General features: G+C 63.3%; 20 protein-coding genes. 8 read left to right on the top strand and 12 right to left on the bottom strand.

Annotated elements, in window-relative coordinates:
- Positions 1 to 92: 92 nt before the first annotated feature.
- From dnaQ to uvrB, 9 genes are all read right to left on the bottom strand, one after another.
- The gene (gene dnaQ / locus ACODSU_RS12965; RefSeq protein WP_488842612.1) at positions 93 to 806 is read right to left on the bottom strand and encodes a DNA polymerase III subunit epsilon; all 714 of its coding nucleotides are present in this window, start codon (positions 804 to 806) and stop codon (positions 93 to 95) included.
- Positions 806 to 1,144: an ISC system 2Fe-2S type ferredoxin gene (gene fdx, locus ACODSU_RS12970; protein WP_343736538.1), complete on the bottom strand. Its 339-nt coding sequence runs from the start codon at positions 1,142 to 1,144 to the stop codon at positions 806 to 808. The genes dnaQ and fdx overlap by 1 nt, the downstream gene beginning before the upstream one ends.
- A 40-nt stretch (positions 1,145 to 1,184) precedes the next feature.
- Positions 1,185 to 3,056 carry a Fe-S protein assembly chaperone HscA gene (gene hscA / locus ACODSU_RS12975; protein WP_488842613.1) on the bottom strand — a complete coding sequence of 624 codons (1,872 nt, stop codon included), beginning with the start codon at positions 3,054 to 3,056 and terminating at the stop codon, positions 1,185 to 1,187.
- A gap of 77 nt (positions 3,057 to 3,133) precedes the next feature.
- On the bottom strand, positions 3,134 to 3,652 hold the full coding sequence (hscB, locus tag ACODSU_RS12980) for a Fe-S protein assembly co-chaperone HscB (RefSeq protein ID WP_291437909.1): 519 nt from the start codon (positions 3,650 to 3,652) through the stop codon (positions 3,134 to 3,136).
- A gap of 83 nt (positions 3,653 to 3,735) precedes the next feature.
- Positions 3,736 to 4,059, bottom strand: a complete 324-nt coding sequence (gene iscA, locus ACODSU_RS12985) for an iron-sulfur cluster assembly protein IscA (protein WP_015013983.1) — start codon at positions 4,057 to 4,059, stop codon at positions 3,736 to 3,738.
- 25 nt (positions 4,060 to 4,084) lie between these two features.
- A complete protein-coding gene (gene iscU / locus ACODSU_RS12990) occupies positions 4,085 to 4,486 on the bottom strand; it encodes a Fe-S cluster assembly scaffold IscU (RefSeq protein ID WP_015013982.1) in 402 nt (133 codons plus the stop codon).
- Positions 4,487 to 4,525: 39 nt separating this feature from the next.
- On the bottom strand, positions 4,526 to 5,746 hold the full coding sequence (locus ACODSU_RS12995; protein ID WP_015013981.1) for an IscS subfamily cysteine desulfurase: 1,221 nt from the start codon (positions 5,744 to 5,746) through the stop codon (positions 4,526 to 4,528).
- Between the two features lie 115 nt (positions 5,747 to 5,861).
- Positions 5,862 to 6,398, bottom strand: a complete 537-nt coding sequence (gene iscR, locus ACODSU_RS13000) for a Fe-S cluster assembly transcriptional regulator IscR (protein ID WP_015013980.1) — start codon at positions 6,396 to 6,398, stop codon at positions 5,862 to 5,864.
- A gap of 252 nt (positions 6,399 to 6,650) precedes the next feature.
- On the bottom strand, positions 6,651 to 8,741 hold the full coding sequence (gene uvrB, locus ACODSU_RS13005) for an excinuclease ABC subunit UvrB (RefSeq protein ID WP_488842614.1): 2,091 nt from the start codon (positions 8,739 to 8,741) through the stop codon (positions 6,651 to 6,653).
- 106 nt (positions 8,742 to 8,847) lie between these two features.
- Between uvrB and ACODSU_RS13010 the strand changes: the two genes are divergently transcribed.
- Positions 8,848 to 10,044, top strand: a complete 1,197-nt coding sequence (locus ACODSU_RS13010) for an amino acid aminotransferase (protein WP_488842615.1) — start codon at positions 8,848 to 8,850, stop codon at positions 10,042 to 10,044.
- Positions 10,037 to 10,651: a nucleotidyltransferase family protein gene (locus tag ACODSU_RS13015; protein WP_488842616.1), complete on the top strand. Its 615-nt coding sequence runs from the start codon at positions 10,037 to 10,039 to the stop codon at positions 10,649 to 10,651. The genes ACODSU_RS13010 and ACODSU_RS13015 overlap by 8 nt, the downstream gene beginning before the upstream one ends.
- Positions 10,652 to 10,768: 117 nt before the next feature.
- Here the strand turns inward: ACODSU_RS13015 and ygiD are convergent, their stop codons facing one another.
- Complete coding sequence (gene ygiD, locus ACODSU_RS13020; protein WP_488842731.1) at positions 10,769 to 11,632, bottom strand: 4,5-DOPA-extradiol-dioxygenase; 864 nt, start codon at positions 11,630 to 11,632, stop codon at positions 10,769 to 10,771.
- 176 nt (positions 11,633 to 11,808) lie between these two features.
- Between ygiD and ACODSU_RS13025 the strand changes: the two genes are divergently transcribed.
- From ACODSU_RS13025 to ACODSU_RS13035, 3 genes are all read left to right on the top strand, one after another.
- Positions 11,809 to 12,699: a CoA transferase gene (locus ACODSU_RS13025; RefSeq protein ID WP_488842617.1), complete on the top strand. Its 891-nt coding sequence runs from the start codon at positions 11,809 to 11,811 to the stop codon at positions 12,697 to 12,699.
- 18 nt (positions 12,700 to 12,717) lie between these two features.
- Positions 12,718 to 13,428, top strand: a complete 711-nt coding sequence (locus tag ACODSU_RS13030; RefSeq protein ID WP_488842618.1) for a DUF1294 domain-containing protein — start codon at positions 12,718 to 12,720, stop codon at positions 13,426 to 13,428.
- A gap of 193 nt (positions 13,429 to 13,621) precedes the next feature.
- Positions 13,622 to 14,083 carry a hypothetical protein gene (locus ACODSU_RS13035; RefSeq protein WP_488842619.1) on the top strand — a complete coding sequence of 154 codons (462 nt, stop codon included), beginning with the start codon at positions 13,622 to 13,624 and terminating at the stop codon, positions 14,081 to 14,083.
- 126 nt (positions 14,084 to 14,209) lie between these two features.
- Here the strand turns inward: ACODSU_RS13035 and ACODSU_RS13040 are convergent, their stop codons facing one another.
- Entirely contained in the window at positions 14,210 to 16,621 is a 2,412-nt protein-coding gene (locus ACODSU_RS13040; RefSeq protein WP_309824351.1) for a YgiQ family radical SAM protein, read from the bottom strand.
- Positions 16,622 to 16,812: 191 nt separating this feature from the next.
- Between ACODSU_RS13040 and ACODSU_RS13045 the strand changes: the two genes are divergently transcribed.
- Complete coding sequence (locus ACODSU_RS13045; RefSeq protein ID WP_488842620.1) at positions 16,813 to 17,775, top strand: bifunctional helix-turn-helix transcriptional regulator/GNAT family N-acetyltransferase; 963 nt, start codon at positions 16,813 to 16,815, stop codon at positions 17,773 to 17,775.
- 62 nt (positions 17,776 to 17,837) lie between these two features.
- Complete coding sequence (locus ACODSU_RS13050; protein ID WP_110958581.1) at positions 17,838 to 18,383, top strand: GNAT family N-acetyltransferase; 546 nt, start codon at positions 17,838 to 17,840, stop codon at positions 18,381 to 18,383.
- A 46-nt stretch (positions 18,384 to 18,429) separates the two neighbouring features.
- Here the strand turns inward: ACODSU_RS13050 and ACODSU_RS13055 are convergent, their stop codons facing one another.
- Entirely contained in the window at positions 18,430 to 18,633 is a 204-nt protein-coding gene (locus ACODSU_RS13055) for a hypothetical protein (protein WP_309824355.1), read from the bottom strand.
- 226 nt (positions 18,634 to 18,859) lie between these two features.
- On the opposite strand from ACODSU_RS13055, the gene ACODSU_RS13060 reads away from it, so the two are divergent.
- Entirely contained in the window at positions 18,860 to 19,453 is a 594-nt protein-coding gene (locus tag ACODSU_RS13060) for an IMPACT family protein (RefSeq protein ID WP_476016778.1), read from the top strand.
- Positions 19,454 to 19,514 lie beyond the last annotated feature (61 nt).

Genomic DNA, 19,514 nt, shown 5'->3' on the forward strand with positions numbered 1-19,514 from the left:
GAACATGTGACCCCTGCCGTGTGAAGGCAGTGCTCTACCGCTGAGCTAATCACCCTTGTCGCTGCGACAGCCTTCTATTATGGCACAGCTTTTCAGGCCGATTGGAGAGTTCTCCAAATTGTTTTGCCACCGCTGGCCTTGTCGATCTGCGTGAGCACCTCGGCATGCGCTGCCTGCTCCTGCTCGCTCGCCCGCAGCACGGGCAGCGCAAGGCCACGCAAATCAATGGCGGCCACCTTCACACCGTCAGCACTGTCATGGCCATCATCGGCGATCAGCAAGGCATCCTGCCCGCGTGTGAGGTTGATGTACACGTCGGCCAGCAACTCGGCGTCAAGCAAGGCGCCGTGCAGCGTACGGCCCGAGTTGTCCACGCCCAGGCGGTCGCACAGGGCGTCCAGCGAGTTGCGCTTACCGGGGTACATCTCCTTGGCCATGGCCAGCGTGTCGGTCACGCTCTGCACATAGGTGCCAAACGTCGGGCGCCCCACCAGCTCCAGCTCCTTGTTGAGGAAGCCCACGTCAAACGCTGCGTTGTGGATGATGATCTCGGCGCCCTGCAGGTACTGCAGGATGTCATCCACCACATCCGCAAACTTGGGCTTGTCCTTCAGAAACTCGTTGCTGATGCCGTGCACCTTCAGCGCATCTTCATGGCTGTCACGGCCAGGGTTGAAGTACAGGTGCAGATTGTTGCCGGTCAGCTTGCGGTTGAGCAGCTCCACACAACCCAGTTCAATGATGCGGTCACCCCCCTCGGCCGAAAGGCCGGTGGTCTCAGTGTCCAGAACAATTTGCCGGGACATCAGTGATTTTCCTTGGCGTGGTTGATCGTGTACTTCGGAATTTCGACCACCAGATCGGTCTGCGCCAGGATGGCCTGACACGACAGGCGCGACTGCGGCTCCAGGCCCCAGGCACGGTCCAGCAAGTCTTCTTCCTCTTCTTCTGCCGCATTCAGCGAATTCAACCCCTGGCGCACGATGACGTGGCAGGTGGTGCACGCGCAGCTCATGTCGCAGGCGTGCTCGATGTTGATGTGGTTGTCCAGCAGGGCTTCGCAGATCGAGGTGCCTGCAGGCGCATTGATTTCGGTGCCTGCGGGGCAATATTCGGGATGGGGAAGGATCTTGATGACGGGCATGGGGTGTTTTCTTCTTGTCAGAGGGATGCGCAGGGGCGCATCACAGGCTTGCGACGTTCTTGCCGGCCAGGGCCTGCTGGATACCGCGGTTCATGCGCTGGGCTGCGAAAGCCTCGGTGCCCTTGGCCAGGGCTTCCGTGGCTGCTTCGATAGCCGCTGCATCGTCGCTGTCGCGCTGGTGGCGCAGGGCCACCATCAGGGCGTCGATGGCGGCCCGCTCCTTGGGGCTGAGCACGTCGCCATCCGCATCCAGTGCGCTTTGCGTAGCAATCAACATGCGGTCGGCGTCCACACGGGCCTCGACCACGGCACGGGCCTTCATGTCTTGCGCTGCCGTGGCAAAGCCGTCCTGCAGCATGCGCGCTATTTCGTCGTCCGTGAGGCCATACGATGGCTTTACGTCAATGCGAGCCTCCACCCCACTGCCCTGCTCCTTGGCGGCCACGCTCAGCAGGCCATCGGCATCGACGGTGAAGGTCACACGGATGCGCGCAGCGCCTGCCGCCATGGGGGGAATACCGCGCAACTCAAAGCGCGCCAGGCTGCGGCAGTCCTGCACCAAATCGCGCTCGCCCTGCACCACATGGATGGCCAAAGCAGTCTGTCCATCCTTGTAGGTGGTGAAGTCCTGCGCCTTGGCGGTGGGAATGGTCTCGTTGCGCGAGACGATGCGCTCCACCAAGCCGCCCATGGTCTCGATGCCCAACGACAGCGGAATCACATCCAGCAGCAGCAGGTCACCTACGGTGTTGTTACCTGCCAGCTGGTTGGCCTGGATGGCGGCGCCCAAGGCCACCACTTCGTCCGGGTTCAGATTGGTCAACGGTTCCTTGCCGAAGAACTCTGCCACGGCCCGCTGCACCTGCGGCATGCGGGTGGAGCCCCCCACCATGACCACGCCCTGCACCTCGTCGCGCTCCAGATGCGCATCGCGCAGGGCACGGCGCACAGCCGCCATGGAGCGGGCAGTCAGATCGGCGGTCACGGCATCAAAATCCGAACGTTTGACGTCAAACTGCACGGAAGCGCTAGATAAATCTGCCTTGAACACTACCAAATCAGTAGCAGTCAGCGCCTCTTTGCATTGGCGCGCCGCCATGCGCACGGCCGACTTGTCGGCAGGCGTAACCGCCTGTTGCCCCACCTGTTGCAGTACCCACTCTGCCAGCGCGGCGTCGTAGTCATCGCCCCCGAGGGCAGAGTCGCCGCCCGTGGCGATCACCTCGAACACCCCCTTCGTCAGGCGCAGGATGGAAATATCAAACGTACCCCCACCCAGGTCATACACGGCGTAGACGCCCTCGCTGGCGTTGTCCAGGCCATAGGCAATCGCTGCCGCCGTGGGCTCGTTGATGAGACGCAGCAGGTTGATGCCCGCGAGCTTGGCCGCATCCTTGGTAGCCTGGCGCTGGGCGTCGTCAAAGTACGCTGGCACGGTGATCACCGCGCCGTAGAGATCGTCGTTGAAGGTGTCTTCGGCCCGGTAACGCAGCGTAGCGAGGATCTCGGCGCTGATCTCGACGGGTGACTTGTTGCCATCCACCGTAGCGAGACTGACCATGCCGCCCGCGCCAGCGTCGTTTGCGACCACAAAGTCGTACGGCAACTTTCCTGCCTCTGCCACGTCTTTCAGGCCACGCCCCATGAAGCGTTTGGCCGAGGCGATGGTGTTGCGTGCATCCTGGGCTTGCGCCGCCACGGCGTCATAGCCGATCTGACGCCCGCCGTTGGCGAGGTAGCGCACCACCGAGGGCAGCAGCACCCGGCCCTGGGCATCGGGGAGGCATTCGGACACCCCATTGCGCACCGCTGCGACCAAAGAATGGGTGGTGCCCAGGTCAATGCCCACTGCAATGCGCCGCTGGTGCGGGTCGGGGGATTGGCCAGGTTCGGAAATCTGCAGAAGCGCCATGAAATTTCGGATCTCTACGTGGTGGAGCCCGCCATCGCATCAACACGCGAGGGGGCCCTTTGGGAATGCAAACCGCCCTATTGTCCCAGTTGCTCTCTGCGACGCTCAATGTCGTCGGCAAATCGCGCAATGAACATGAGGGCTCTGACCTGGCGGGCTGCGCCCGCATAGTCCTGCTGCTGGTCGATGAGTTGCTCGCACTGCGCCAGCGCGGCACGGCGGGCTTGCGCCACCTCATCATCCAACGCGTCCAGCTCGCTGTCTGCTCGGGCGTCTTCCAGCGCCTCGCGCCACTCCATTTGCTGCATCAGAAAGGCAGCGGGCATGGCGGTGTTGTCTTCGGCACGGATGGGCGCACCGTGCAGTTCGCACAGGTAAGCAGCGCGGCGCATCGGGTCCTTCAGGCGCTGGTACGCCTCGTTGATGCGTACCGACCATTGCATGGCCACACGCTGTGCCGCAGCGCCCTGGGCGGCAAACTTGTCGGGGTGGGCCTCGCGCTGCAGATCCTTCCAGCGCGCGTCGATGGCGCTGCGCTCCTGCGCAAAGCGGCGCGCGAGGCCAAACAGTTCGAAGTCGTCAGATTGCAGATTCATGCGCAGGGGCGAGAGAGAAATCCAAGAAAAAACCGCCAGCACAGAGCGCGTTGGCGGTTTGGTGTGACATCAACGAAAGGCGCTCAGACGCGGAAGCTCTCCCCGCAACCGCAGCGGTCCCGCTCGTTGGGGTTGTTGAACTTGAAACCTTCGTTCAGGCCTTCACGCACGAAGTCCAGCTCAGTGCCGTCAATGTAGGCTAGGCTCTTGGGGTCGATCAGCACCTTGACACCGTGGTTCTCGAACACGATGTCCTCAGGCTCGCTCTCGTCCACATATTCGAGCTTGTAGGCAAGCCCTGAGCAGCCTGTCGTCTTGACTCCCAGACGCACGCCCAACCCCTTGCCCCGACGGGTCAGGTAGCGGTTGACGTGCCGGGCGGCGGCTTCGGTCAGCGTAATGGCCATGTCTCTCGATCTATCTGTCAAACAATCAGGCGGCGGTGGTCGTGGCAGCGTGCTTGGTCTTGTAGTCCAGCACGGCAGCCTTGATCGCATCTTCGGCCAGGATGGAGCAGTGGATCTTGACGGGCGGCAAAGCCAGTTCTTCGGCGATCTCGCTGTTCTTGAGCGCCGCAGCTTCGTCCAGCGTCTTGCCCTTGACCCACTCGGTCACCAGCGATGACGAGGCAATGGCCGAGCCACAGCCATAGGTCTTGAACCGGGCATCTTCGATCACGCCGGTTTCGGGGTTCACCTTGATCTGCAGCTTCATCACGTCGCCGCAGGCGGGCGCGCCCACCATGCCGGTGCCCACCGAATCGTCACCCTTGTCGAACGAACCTACGTTGCGGGGGTTTTCGTAATGGTCAACCACTTTGTCTGAGTAAGCCATGATGTGTACCTCTTCAATACGTCCAGAATTTGTGCGGAATCAGTGAGCAGCCCATTGGATGGTGCTGATGTCGATGCCGTCCTTGTACATCTCCCACAGCGGGCTCAACTCGCGCAGGCGGGCCACGTTCTCGCGGATGGTGGAGATGGCGTAGTCGATCTCTTCTTCGGTCGTGAAACGGCCGATGGTCATGCGCAGACTGCTGTGCGCCAGCTCGTCACTGCGGCCCAACGCGCGCAGCACATAGCTGGGCTCCAGGCTGGCAGAGGTGCAGGCCGAGCCCGACGACACCGCCAGGCCTTTGATGCCCATGATGAGCGATTCACCTTCGACGAAGTTGAAGCTCATGTTCAGGTTCTGCGGCACACGGCGCTCCAGGCTGCCGTTGATGTAGACCTGTTCAATATCCTTGAGGCCGTCGAGCAAACGCTGCTGCAAGGCCTTGGCCTTGGCGTTGCTCTCTGCCATTTCTTCCTTGGCAATGCGGAAGGCTTCGCCCATGCCCACGATCTGGTGCGTGGGCAAGGTGCCCGAACGCATGCCGCGTTCATGGCCGCCACCGTGCATCTGGGCTTCCAGCCGCACGCGGGGCTTGCGGCGCACGTAAAGCGCACCAATGCCCTTGGGGCCATAGGTCTTGTGGGCGGTCATGCTCATCAGGTCGATGGGAAGCACGTTCATGTCGATCTCGACACGGCCGGTGGCTTGGGCAGCATCCACATGCAGCAGGATTCCCTTTTCGCGGCACAGCGCGCCGATGGCGGGGATGTCCTGGATCACGCCGATTTCGTTGTTCACGAAGAGGATGCTGATCAGCACGGTGTCGGGGCGGATGGCCGCCTTGAGCACGTCCATGTTGACCAAGCCGTCTTCCTGCACGTCCAGGTAAGTAGCTTCAAAACCCTGGCGCTCCAGCTCACGCATGGTGTCCAGCACGGCCTTGTGCTCGGTCTTGAGCGTGATGAGGTGCTTGCCCTTGCCTTTGTAGAAATGCGCGGCGCCCTTCAGGGCCAAGTTGATCGACTCGGTCGCACCACTGGTCCAGACGATTTCGCGCGGGTCGGCACCGATCAGGTCTGCCACCTGGACACGCGCTTTTTCCACCGCCTCTTCGGCCTCCCAGCCCCAGGCGTGGCTGCGCGATGCCGGGTTGCCAAAGTGCTCACGCAACCAGGGAATCATGGCGTCCACCACACGGGGGTCTACCGGGGTCGTGGCGCCATAGTCGAGGTAAATGGGAAAGTGCGGGGTCATGTCCATGGCTGGCTCAGTAAAAGGTTCTGGCTGGCAAACAGAAGAGGCAGAACAAACAGGAAAACGATTAAAACGCGGTCAGGGCAGTGCCGACCCCAGGGCCAGCACCGCGCCTCATAGGTCAGGATTTGGCGAAAACGTTGCCCAGCGCAAACACCGAGTTCGGGGCATTCACGCGAATGGGCTTGACCACAGGGGTGGTGGAGATGGCACGGCGCACCACGGGCTTGTCTTCGATCTGCACGCCCTTGGCGAGCTGCTCGTCCACCAGCTTTTGCAGGGTGACGGAATCCAGGAATTCGACCATGCGCTGGTTCAGCGAAGCCCACAGCTCGTGCGTCATGCAACGACCGGCTTCACCCAGGCAGTTTTCCTTGCCACCGCATTGAGTGGCGTCGATGGGCTCATCTACCGACACGATGATGTCTGCCACAGTGATGTCACCTGCCTTGCGGGCCAGCGTGTAACCGCCGCCGGGGCCACGGGTGGACTCCACCAGCTCGTGGCGGCGCAGCTTGCCAAAGAGTTGCTCCAGGTACGACAGCGAAATCTGCTGGCGCTGGCTGATGGCAGCCAGCGTGACGGGGCCGTTGTTTTGGCGCAAGGCCAGGTCAATCATGGCGGTGACCGCAAAACGGCCTTTGGTTGTGAGACGCATCGCAAGCTCCTTGTGCTAAGGCTTGTTCGTTGAAGAAACCGCCGTCGCTGACTGTTTGCCAGCGTGGCACCGTCTCCGCCCTTACTCCGCACAGTCACCTGCCGCGGAGCCCTTCATCGTTGGGCTGTTTTGTTGAGTGTTTTGTGCGAGTATAGCACAAATCCCTATTGATTCTGTCGGGTTAAAAAACCAAATAGTTATTAATCGACTCAATAGTAATTTCTCATCACACACCCGGCCGCAATCCTTTTTCTACAAGGCTACGGAATCGCTGCCGTGGGCTCCAAACGCTTGGTCCTTGAGCCGCGTCAGCTGGTCGCGCACCCGGGCGGCCTGCTCGAACTCCAGGTTGCGCGCATGTTCCAGCATGAGCTTCTCCAGGCGCTTGATCTCGCGGGCCACGTCCTTCTCGGACATGTCCTCCACCTGCGCACGCTGCAGGGCTTCTTGCTCCAGGCGTTCAGCGTCCTTGCCCGCTTTTTCGCTGTACACCCCGTCAATCAGGTCTCTTACCCGCTTGACAATGCTGCGCGGCGTGATCCCATTGGCCTCGTTGTATGCGATCTGCTTGATGCGCCGGCGTTCCGTTTCGCCCATGGCTTTTTTCATGGAGTCGGTGATGCGGTCGGCGTACAGGATGGCATGGCCGTTCAGATTGCGCGCTGCACGGCCAATGGTCTGGATCAGGCTGCGCTCAGCGCGCAAGAAGCCTTCCTTGTCCGCGTCCAGAATCGCTACCAGCGACACCTCGGGGATGTCCAGCCCTTCACGCAGCAGGTTGATGCCCACCAGCACGTCAAACGCGCCCAGCCGCAGGTCCCGGATGATCTCCACGCGTTCCACGGTATCCACATCGCTGTGCAGGTAGCGCACCTTCACACCGTTGTCCGTGAGGTAGTCGGTTAACTGCTCGGCCATGCGCTTGGTCAGCGTGGTAATGAGTACGCGCTCGTGCTTTTCAACCCGAATGCGTATTTCTTGCAGCACATCATCCACTTGATGGGTGGCGGGTCGCACCTCCACCACCGGGTCCACCAGGCCCGTGGGGCGCACCACCTGGTCCACCACCTGCCCTGAATGGGTCTTTTCGTAATCAGCGGGTGTGGCCGAGACAAAGATCACCTGCCGCATGCGCTGCTCAAACTCTTCGAACTTGAGCGGGCGGTTGTCCAGCGCCGACGGTAGCCGAAAGCCGTAATCGACCAGCGTGGTCTTGCGCGCACGGTCGCCGTTGTACATGGCGCTGAGCTGGCCGATCATCTGGTGGCTCTCGTCCAGGAACATGATCGCGTCCTTGGGCATGTAGTCCGTCAGCGTACTGGGTGGGTCGCCCGGTGCGGCGCCCGACAGGTGGCGCGTGTAGTTCTCGATGCCCTTGCAGTGGCCCACCTCGCTGAGCATCTCCAAATCAAACCGCGTGCGCTGCTCCAGCCGCTGCGCCTCCACCAGCTTGCCGTCGGCCACCAGTTGCTGCAGGCGCTCGGCCAGTTCCAGCTTGATGGTCTCGACGGCGGCCAGCACCTTGTCGCGTGGCGTCACGTAGTGGCTGCTGGGGTACACCGTAAAGCGCGGAATCTTCTGCTTGACGCGGCCGGTGAGCGGGTCGAACAGCTGCAGGCTCTCGATCTCGTCATCAAACAGCTCGATGCGAATCGCCAGCTCCGAGTGTTCGGCCGGGAACACATCGATGGTGTCGCCGCGCACACGGAACTTGCCCCGGCTGAAATCCGCCTCGTTGCGCTGGTACTGCATGCGGATCAGCTGGGCAATCACATCGCGCTGCCCCACCTTGTCGCCCACCCGCAGCGTCATCACCATGCGGTGGTAGCTCTCGGGCTCGCCAATGCCGTAGATGGCCGACACGGTGGCCACGATCACCACGTCGCGCCGCTCCATCAGGCTCTTGGTGCAAGACAGCCGCATCTGCTCGATGTGCTCGTTGATCGCGCTGTCCTTCTCGATGAACAGGTCGCGCTGCGGCACATAGGCCTCGGGCTGGTAGTAGTCGTAGTAGCTCACGAAATACTCCACGGCGTTCTTGGGGAAGAACTCGCGGAACTCGCTATACAGCTGCGCGGCCAGCGTCTTGTTGGGCGCAAAGATGATGGCCGGGCGGCCCATGCGCGCGATCACGTTGGCCATGGTGAAGGTCTTGCCCGAGCCCGTCACGCCCAGCAGGGTCTGGAAGGTTTCTCCGTCATGCAGACCCTCCACCAGCTTGGCAATGGCTTCGGGCTGGTCACCTGCGGGGGGATAGGGCTGGAACAGTTCGAAGGGGGAATCAGGGAAGCGGACGAACTCGCCGTCTTGCTTTTCAGTTATGACTTCGGTGATATCTGGCATGGGGCGTGGTCAACGGGTGGAGCAGGCCGCCCGTTAAAATCGGCGGAACCCGGCACAGTACACCACGCCCGGATTCTTCGCTACTGACAACCTTTCAAGGATTTTCATGTCTCTGTTCACCGCCGTCGAAATGGCCCCCCGCGACCCCATCCTGGGCCTCAACGAGCAATTCAACGCCGACACCAACCCCAACAAGGTCAACCTGGGCGTCGGCGTTTATTTCGACGACAATGGCAAGCTGCCCCTGCTGCAGTGCGTGCAGGCCGCTGAAAAGACCATGATGGAAAAGCCCACGGCCCGTGGTTACCTGCCCATCGACGGCATCGTGGCCTATGACAACGCTGTCAAGAGCCTGGTGTTCGGCGCCGACAGTGAACCCGTGAAGTCCGGCCGCGTGGCCACCGTGCAGGCCATCGGCGGCACTGGCGGCCTGAAGATCGGCGCTGACTTCTTGAAGAAGGTCAGCCCCAACGCCAAGGTGTTGATCTCCGACCCCAGCTGGGAAAACCACCGCGCGCTGTTCACCAACGCCGGTTTCGAAGTCGACACCTACGCGTACTACGACGCTGAAAAGCGCGGCGTGAACTTTGAAGGTTTTCTGGCCAGCCTGAACGCGGCCGCTCCCGGCACCATCGTCGTGCTGCACGCCTGCTGCCACAACCCCACCGGCTATGACATTTCCCCCGAGCAGTGGGACCAGGTGATCGCCGCCGTCAAGGCCAAGGGCCTGACCCCCTTCCTCGACATGGCCTACCAGGGCTTTGGCCACGGCATCGCCGAAGACGGCGCCGTGATCGGCAAGTTTGTGGCCGCTGGCCTGAACTTTTTCGTCTCCACCTCGTTCTCCAAGAGCTTCAGCCTGTACGGCGAACGCGTGGGTGGCCTGTCGGTGCTGTGCGCCGACAAGGAAGAGGCCGGCCGCGTGCTGAGCCAGCTCAAGATCGTGATCCGCACCAACTACTCCAACCCACCCATCCACGGTGGCGCAGTGGTGGCTGCCGTGCTGAACAACCCCGAGCTGCGCGCGATGTGGGAACAAGAGCTGGCCGAAATGCGCGTACGCATCAAGGCCATGCGCCAGAAGCTGGTGGACGGCCTGAAGGCCGCCGGCGTGAAGCAGGACATGAGCTTCATCACCACCCAGATCGGCATGTTCAGCTATTCCGGCCTGTCCAAGGACCAGATGGTGCGCCTGCGCAACGAGTTCGGTGTGTACGGCACCGACACCGGCCGCATGTGCGTGGCCGCGCTTAACAGCAAGAACATTGACTACGTCTGCCAGGCCATTGCAAAGGTTGTCTGAGCACGATGAGGAAGCGGCGCTCGCGCTCCGCTTCGTGAGCGAAACGCTCCAGAACCCGCACAACGCGGCCCTTCTGGAGCGTTTGCCGTTTCTGGGCCTGCCCGATGCGTGGCTGGTGGCGGGCTGCCTGTTCCAGACGGTGTGGAACCTGCGATCAGGTCTGGCGCCCACCGCGAACATCAAGGACTACGACCTGTTCTACTTCGACGGCAACGACTTGTCCGAATCGACGGAGCAGCAGGTGCAAGCCCGCGCCACCTCCCTCTTCGCCGACCTGCCCATCACCGTCGAAGCCAAGAACCAGGCCCGGGTACACCTCTGGTACGAACGCTGGTTTGGTTACCCCTATGCGCCGCTGCAGTCGGCCCGCAACGGGATCGAGCGTTTTCTGGTGCCCTGCACCTGCGTGGGCCTGCAACCTGCCATCACCCCCGGCGTTGCTCAGCCCAGGCTGTACGCGCCGTACGGACTGGAAGAGCTGTACGCAGGACTTCTCAAACCCAACCCCGCCTGCCCGCACCTGCCGTTGTTTGAGGCCAAAGCGCAAAGCTACCGCGAACGCTGGCCGTGGCTGACGATCCAGACCGCAGGTCGCGCGGCGGCCTGAAGACCGTCCGACCGCTGCGACGCTGCGATTTCAGGCATTTTTGGCCTCAAGCGCTAGATGTACATGCGCCAATAGCTATCAAAAAAGAAGCATTCAATCCGCTTCAGAAAGCATCCCTCAGCCCCACAGCACGGACCGCATCGAGATCGATGCCGACTGATAGCCCGTGTTGAAAAAGCGGGGCATCTCGCTGGGCAGCACGGCCCCCGCTGCGTAAAGCAGCGGCAGGTAGTGCTCGTAAGTGGGGTGTGCCTGCTGGGCCACGGCGCCCAGCTTCTGGAAGTCCTGCAAGGCGCCCAGCTGGCCCTTTTTGATCTGTTCCTGAACCACGGTGTCGAACTCGGTGGCCCAGTCATACGCTTCGTTGGCAGCCGAGCCACGGCGGGATGCGCGCAGGTTGTGCACGATGTTGCCGCTGCCCACGATCAGCACGCCCCGCTCGCGCAGGGCCTTGAGCTGCTGTCCCAGCACATAGTGCTCGGCCGGAGGGCGGCTGTAGTCCATGCTGAGTTGCATCACCGGGATGCGCGCCTGGGGGAACATGGGCTTGAGCACCGACCAGGTTCCGTGGTCCAGCCCCCATTCGCCCTCGTCCACACCCAGCGCTGCGCCCGTGGCCGGGGATTTCAGCTCCTTGGCCAGGCTGCGTGCCACCGCCGGGGCGCCCGGCACGGGGTACTGCTGGTCAAACAGCGCCTGGGGGAAGCCGCCAAAGTCGTGGATGGTTTTGGGGTTGGCCATGCCCGTCAGCTGCCAGCCACCGCGCGTGAGCCAGTGGGCCGACACGCACAGGATGAGCTGTGGCTGCACCGCGCGCGCCATCAGCTCCGCGCCCATGGCCTGCCAGCTGCGGCGCCAGGCGTTGTCCTCGATGGCGTTCATGGGGCTGCCATGGCCCACAAACATCACCGGCATGCGGGGCGAAGGCTTGAGCGCCTGCAGCGCGGGCGCCGTGGCAGCACTGCTCAGGGACGTGGTCATGAAGGCTCCCGGAAAGGCGGCCAGGCCTGTGAGGGCGGCCAAAGAGGTTCTGCGTTGCATGGATCAGGGAGCGTAACAAATTATGTATAACGCAGGGAGTGAGCCGGGGCGTACCGCGAAGTTCCGGCGTCACCCCCTCCATTCAAAAACCACAACACCGAGACACCTTCCCACCCATGCCCACCGCCCTGCCCCAGCCCCTGCGCAACACCCGTGTTCTGAGCCTTGCGCTCAACCTGCCCGGCCCCGCCGCCCTGATGCGCTGCGCGCGCATGGGGGCCGAATGCACCAAGCTCGAACCTCCTCCCGCGCCTGGCTACCCCAGCGCTGACCCCATGGGCATCTACAGCCCCGCAGCCTATGCCACGCTGCACGATGGCGTGCGCGTGGTGCATGCCCACCTCAAGACGCCCGAAGGCCAGGCCGCGTTGCATGACGAGCTGGCTCGCACCGATGTGCTGATCACCTCCTTCCGCCCCTCGGCGCTCACCAAGCTGGGCCTGGGCTGGGACGCGTTGCAGACCCAATACCCGCGCCTGTCGCTGGTGCGCATCGTGGGCGCCGCGGCAGAGCGGGCCGAAGAACCGGGCCACGACCTCACCTATCTGGCCGACGCCGGCCTGGTAACCGGCACCGAGATGCCCCCCACGCTCTACGCCGACATGGGCGGCGCGCTGATGGCCAGCGAAGCCGTGCTGCAGGCCCTGCTGGAGCGCGCCCACACCGGAGGCGGCGTGTGCATCGAAGTGGCCCTGGCCGATGCCGCAGCCTGGCTGGCCCAGCCGCGCCACTGGGGCCTGACCACGCCCGACGGTGACGTGGGCGGCCACCACGCGGGCTACCGCATCTACCCGTGCGCCGACGGCCGTGTGGCCGTGGCTGCGCTGGAGCCGCACTTTGCCGCCAGCCTGTGCGCTGCTGCAGGCCTGCCTGCTACGGGTGACCCCCAGGTGCTGCGCGCCCCCGACACCCACGCGGCTGTGGCGGCTTTTCTGCGGACTCAGACCCGCGCACAACTCGATGCGTTGGCAGTGGCGCAAGACATCCCGTTGCACACCCTGGCTTGAAGACGGGCGCGCTGACCGATGCAGAAGCAAGGCACCGTCGTCCGCTGGGACGCCAGCCGCGCCTTTGGCTTTATCCGCAGCCCGGACACGTCTGCCGATGTGTTTTTTCATGTGCGGGACTACCGGGGCAGCACCCCGCCGCGTGAAGGGCTTACCGTCGTGTACGAAGAGATTCACGTGGGCGGCAAGGGGCCTCGGGCCATGGCTGTGTTGCCTGTGGGGCCAGCTGCAGGTGCCATCCAGCCCCAGAGCCCAACGCGCACGCAGTCAACATCTCCGCACCCAACACGGCGTACGCCTGCGCAGCGCGCAGGTCAGACACAGCCTGCCCCACGCAAACGCCCTGCAACGGCCAGCCAGCCGCCCACCGGCGCCGGTTCAGCGCTGATACACCTGCTGATGCTGGGCTGGGTGAGTCTGGTGGCCTGGGGCCTCTGGGCAGGCCGGCTGCCCTGGTGGGTGCTGGGCGCCGCCATAGGCGTCAACCTTCTGACCTTTCTGGTCTACGCCATGGACAAAAGCGCCGCGCAAAACGGCCAGTGGCGCACCAAAGAGAGCCACCTGCACATGTTGAGCCTGGCGGGCGGCTGGCCGGGCGCATGGTTTGCCCAGCAATGGCTGCGGCACAAATCGCGCAAGACGGAGTTCCGCGCGGTGTATTGGGCCACCGTGGTGTTGCACTGCGCGGCCGTGGTCGCTTGGCTGGGCGGATGGTTGCACGGGTTGTAGTGCCGCCGTTGCTATCAAATTTGATAGCAAAGAAGCCATGAAGCACTGGCGCAACAGGCACTTTGTGCACATCAGCAAGCCCTGATCTACAACAGCGCACCGCAGGCTGACGCAAAGACAGCCCGCAGACCTACACAGCGTTTACGGGCACCCGGTTTCAATCCCAAGGTCTGAAACACCTTGGGAGATGTCCATGAAACCCTTCGTCCTTGATTCCTCCATGACCAATATGGGCGGCATCTTCTACCCCACCGGCCAGGTGTTCGCCCTGTTCCCCGATGAAGACTGCACGCGCCAGGCAGCGCTCGCGCTGCAGGCGGCAAGCCACCAGGGCGATATTGCGTACGCCAGCCCCGAGGTCATCCTGCAAGAAATTGTGCACACGCTGGGTACGGCAGACGCGCCGCTCCCGTCTGTGGGTGCCGAAGGCGACATGGTGCGGCGCATTGCCGATCTGGCGGGCACCGGGCACCACGGCCTGCTGATCGCTATGGCAGACAAAGACGAGGCCGACAGCGTGGTGAACGCCATTGCGCCCGAAGGTGCAGTCACGGCGTTCTACTACCGCACCTTCATCATCGAAGACCTGATCTCGCAGCCCGCCAGCACTGGCCCGCAGTCGGTGGTGGTTGGCACCCACGCGGCAGAGGGTTGAAGCTCCACGAAATCGCCCAGCACTCTTAGAGGCAGGATCATGGCGGCTGCGTCATTGAGCTAGGAGCCTTTCGGCGTCTCATCCACCGCGCCCACTGTCAGTGGACCGCGGCTGCCGCCATCGATCTCAGCGCGGCTTGCGTGCGGACGGCTTAGCGGCACCCGTGACGCGCGGTGGCAGGCCGGTGTGCTGGGTCAGTATGCGGCCCTTCTGCGGTTGACCGGGCTTCATGGGCTTGACCTGCTTGACGGGTGCAGCCGTTGCGGCCTTCGCGCCTGTGGGCGTGGAGTTCTTGCGACGCGCGCTCTGGTACCCGCCGTCCGTCAAGGGCTGGAAGGTAGGGATCAGGTGGTGCTTGCCGTTGCCAATCAAATCCGCCCGGCCCATGGCTTTGAGCGCCTCGCGCAGCAGCGGCCAATTGTTCGGGTCGTGGTAGCGCAAAAAGGCCTTGTGCAGGCGGCGGCGCTTTTCGCCGCGCACGATGTCCACCGATTCCTCGGCCTCGTCGCGCATCTGGCGGCGCACCTTGGTGAGGGTGTTGCGGCCCGAGTGGTACATGGCCGTGGCCGTGGCCATGGGGCTGGGGTAGAACGTCTGCACCTGGTCGGCGCGGAAACCGTTCTTCTTGAGCCAGATGGCGAGGTTCATCATGTCCTCGTCGCTCGTGCCAGGGTGCGCAGCAATGAAGTACGGGATCAGGAACTGCTTCTTGCCCGCCTCTTCGCTGAACTTCTCGAACATCTGCTTGAACTTGTCATAGCTGCCGATGCCCGGCTTCATCATCTTGGTGAGCGGGCCCTGCTCGGTGTGCTCGGGCGCGATCTTGAGGTAGCCCCCCACGTGGTGCTGCACCAGTTCCTTCACGTACTCGGGGCTTTTCACGGCCAGGTCGTAGCGCAGGCCCGATCCGATGAGGATCTTCTTGATGCCCTTGAGCGCGCGGCCACGGCGGTAGATCTTGATCAGCGGGCCGTGGTCGGTGGTGAGGTTCTGGCAGATGCCGGGGTACACGCAGCTTGGCTTGCGGCAGGCGGCCTCGATCTCGGGGCTGCGACAGCCCAGACGGTACATGTTGGCGGTGGGGCCACCCAGGTCGCTGATGGTGCCTGTGAAGCCCTTGACCTTGTCGCGGATGTCCTCGATCTCTTGGATGATCGAATCTTCCGAGCGGCTCTGGATGATGCGGCCCTCGTGCTCGGTGATGGAGCAAAAGGTGCAGCCGCCAAAGCAGCCGCGCATGATGTTGATGGAGAACCGGATCATCTCCCACGCGGGGATCTTGGTCGCGCCGTCATGGCTGCCGTTTTCGTCGGCGTAGCTGGGGTGCGGGCCACGTGCGTAGGGCAGATCGAACACATGGTCCATCTCGGCCGTGGTCAGCGGGATGGGCGGCGGGTTGATCCACACATCGCGCGCCGTGGCGCCTTCGCCATGCGCCTGCACCAGGGCGCGGGCGTTGCCCGGGTTGGTCTCCAGATGCAGCACACGGTTGGCGTGGGCGTAGAGTACGGGGTCGCTTTTGACCTGCTCGTAGCTGGGCAGGCGGATCACGGTCTTCTCGCGCGGAGGGACCTTGAGCTTGACCTTGAGCGCGGGGTTGGCAACGAACTGGATCGGCTGGATGGCGGGATTGGGGCTATTTTGGTCGGTAGCACTGGTGCTATCTGCGGCAACCGCTACAGAATCAGTAGCACTTCCATCGTCTTTGCTGCAGGTACTGCCTTGCGCTGCGGCCTGCTCGCTGGTGGTCATGTAGGGGTTGATGTGGGCTTCCACCCGGCCCGGCTCGTCCACCGTGGTGGAGTCGATCTCGAACCAGCCCTTGCCGCTTTCATCGTCGGGACGGCGCACAAAGGCCGTGCCGCGCACGTCGGTGATTTTCTCGACCGGCTCGCGCGCAGCAATGCGGTGAGCCACCTCGACCAGCGCACGCTCGGCGTTGCCGTACAGCAGCAGATCGCACTTGCTGTCCACCACGATGGAGCGGCGCACCTTGTCGCTCCAGTAGTCGTAGTGCGCAATGCGGCGCAGGCTGCCTTCAATGCCGCCCAGGATGATGGGCACGTCCTTGTAGGCCTCGCGGCAGCGCTGGCTGTAGACGATGGCGGCTCGGTCGGGGCGCTTGCCACCCACATCGCCGGGGGTGTAGGCGTCGTCGCTGCGGATCTTCCGGTCGGCGGTGTACCGGTTGATCATCGAATCCATGTTGCCCGCCGTCACGCCCCAGAACAGGTTGGGCTTGCCCAGCACCTTGAAGGGTTCGGCGCTCTGCCAGTCAGGCTGGGCGATGATCCCCACGCGAAAGCCCTGGGCCTCCAGCGTGCGGCCGATCACGGCCATGCCGAAGCTGGGGTGGTCCACATACGCGTCGCCTGTGACCAGGATGATGTCGCAACTGTCCCAGCCTAGTTTCTCCATCTCGGCGCGGCTCATTGGCAGGAACGGGGCCGTGCCGAAGCGCTTGGCCCAGTACGGACGGTAGCTGGTCAAGGGCTTTGCGGCGCGCGCAAAAAAGGAGACGTCAACGGGGGCGTTCATGCAAAGGGGGTCGCGGCCGCCCCCGGTGCGATGGGGGCTTTTGTAGGGCGCATCTGTGGTGGATAACCCGCGATTTTACGTTGGCAGACGTTTTTTGTCCCCTTGGTGGCCCTTGCCCCTCACTGATACAGGTTTGATGACCATCAAGCATATACTTGCCTTTGTCAATTAATTAACTGACAAAGGCATTCATGAGCAACGTTGCCCCCACCCCTTCCGACCCCCTCCCCGTTCCCCCGAGCGCGGTGAAGGCCGTGCGCCGCTTCAACCGCTTCATCACCCGCCGCATTGGCGTGCTGGACCCATACCTGGGCAGCAAGCTGTCATTGACCGATGTGCGCGTGTTGTATGAACTGGCGCACCGCGAGGCACCCGTGGCCAGCGAACTCGCACGGGAGCTCGGCCTGGACGGTGGGTACATGAGCCGGATACTGCGGCGTTTTGAGCAGTCAGGGTGGATAGAACGCCACGCCAGCACCAAGGACGCGCGACAAAGCCTGGTCACGCTCACCGCTGCCGGGCGCGAGGTGTTCGAGCCGCTGCAGCAGCGCTCGCGCGACGAGGCCGCCGCACTGCTCGCGCCTTTGCCCCCGGCGCGGCGCCAAGAGGTGGTGGAGGCCATGGAGCGGATCGAAACCCTGCTGTCCGCCCCCTCCAACGCCGCGGACGGCACGCGCATCGCCGTTCTGCGCGACCCTCTGCCCGGCGACATGGGCTGGGTGGTGCAGCAGCATGGCGAGATCTATTGGCGCGAGTACGGCTGGGACAACCGGTTTGAGGCCTTGGTGGCAGACATCGCGGCGCAGTTTCTGCGCAAGTTTCAGCCCGCGTGGGAGAAGGCCTGGATCGCCGAGCTGGACGGCGAGCGGGTGGGCTCGGTGTTTGTGGTGCGCAAATCCCCCACCACCGCACAGCTGCGCATGCTCATCCTCAGCCCCAAAGCCAGGGGCCTCGGCCTGGGCACCCGCCTGACCGACGAATGCATTGCCTTTGCGCGTGCAAAAGGTTACAAAAAGATGGTGCTGTGGACCAACAGCTGCCTGACGGCGGCGCGCGGTATCTATGCGCAACGGGGTTTTCAGTTGGTCAAGACCGAGCCCTACGAAGGTTTTGGTCAGCAATTGGTGGGAGAAACCTGGGAGCTGAAGCTTTGAATGAGGCTACGCAATCCGCTGCATGACCGGCAGCGCCCAACGCGAGGGCACGGAGCATCTCGATGACTTTGTCCGATCCGCTTTTGATTCGCCCCGTCACGGCCGCCGATGACCTGGCACGGCTGACCGCCCTCATCCACTCCGCCTACGCACCCCACGCGCAGCGGGGCCTGCGCTACTGGGGCACCCACCAGTCCGTGGAAGACACAGCCAAGCGATTTGCTTCTGGCACGGGGCTGGTGATGCTGGATGGAAACGACTATGTGGGCACCGCCACGCTGCGACCGCCGCAACCCGAGTCCACTGTACCGCTTTACCGCGAGCCTGCGGTGTGGTCGCTGTGCCAGTTCTGTATCAGCCCCGACGCCAAAGGCCGGGGCTACGGCAAACAGTTGCACGCCTATGCCCTGGACTATGCCCGCAAGGCAGGCGCCCGAGTGATGGCTTTAGACACTGCACAACCCGCTACCGCTTTGATAGCAATGTATGAATCCTGGGGTTACCGGGTGGTGGGCGAGTGCGACTGGCGCCCTTTGACCAACTACACCAGCGTGCTCATGGCACGCGACTTAGAGAAGGCACAAGGCGGCGTAGACAACACCGAATAAACACGCGCTCCACTGCGTGGTTTGTCACATCACGCAGGGCGCCGTATCACCACTCGCCAATTTCCCGCACGCGCTGTGCTAGGTCCGGCATCGCATCGTCATCCTGCTCGTCCATCGCGCTGGGCATTGCGGCGGCCGATGCCAACGCACTGGGGCTCGATGCCTGGGCGCCAGAGGGGGCAATAAAACGGCCAAACAGATGGCTGGCGAGAGAGGTAGGCAAAGGTGCAGAGAGCGAAGTGGCAAACATGGCGGTTCCTTTTCTGGTGGCCCGGGTGCTTTCAAATGCGTAGCAACAGCGTAGGCCACAGCGACAAGTCCGCAGTGTAGGAACGCACGCCAAACGTGTGTGTGACAGAACGCACATTCGCGACGCGATTGGTGTCGATCCATGCCCTTGAGGGCATGGACTGTGACTTCTGTCACACACCGTCCCAGGCTGGCACCCCAAATGCTCGCCGTACACTCGCTGCCCCATGCCCCAGACTCTGGCCGCCCCCGCGCACAGCGAACTCATCATCAAGAAAAGCCGCTTCATCGGCTGCGTGCAACCCATGGCCGACCGCACCAGTGCCCAGGCCGCCGTCGATGCCTTGTGGAAGCAGCACCCCGGCGCCGCCCACATCTGCTGGGCCCTGCTGGCGGGCGGCCAGTCTGCCGCGGTGGACGATGGAGAGCCCGGAGGCACCGCTGGCCGCCCCATGCTGGACGTGCTGCGCCACCAGGACCTGGAAGGCGTGCTGGCCACGGTGGTGCGCTATTTTGGCGGGGTCAAGCTGGGCGCGGGCGGCCTAGTGCGCGCCTACACCGACACCATTGCCCAGGCGCTGCTCACCGCCCCCAAGGTCACGCTGCAGCGCATGACCACCTTGCAATGCCAGGTGCCCTATGCCCTGGAGGGCTTGCTGCGCCGAGAAATCGAGGCGGCAGGTGCCGAACTGGTGGACGTTCAGCATGGCACCCTGGTCACCTTGCAACTGCGCCTGCCCCAAACACAAGCGGCGCCCTTTGTGCAACGCATCAACGACCATGGGCAAGGCCGCGTGGGCTGGTCGGATGTCGAAGCCTGACCCCGGGCTACGCCTTCATACAAAGGGTTGGGAAGCGCCCCCCACAGCGCCCTCGTAAAAC

The organism is Acidovorax sp. FG48, assembly GCF_057809085.1.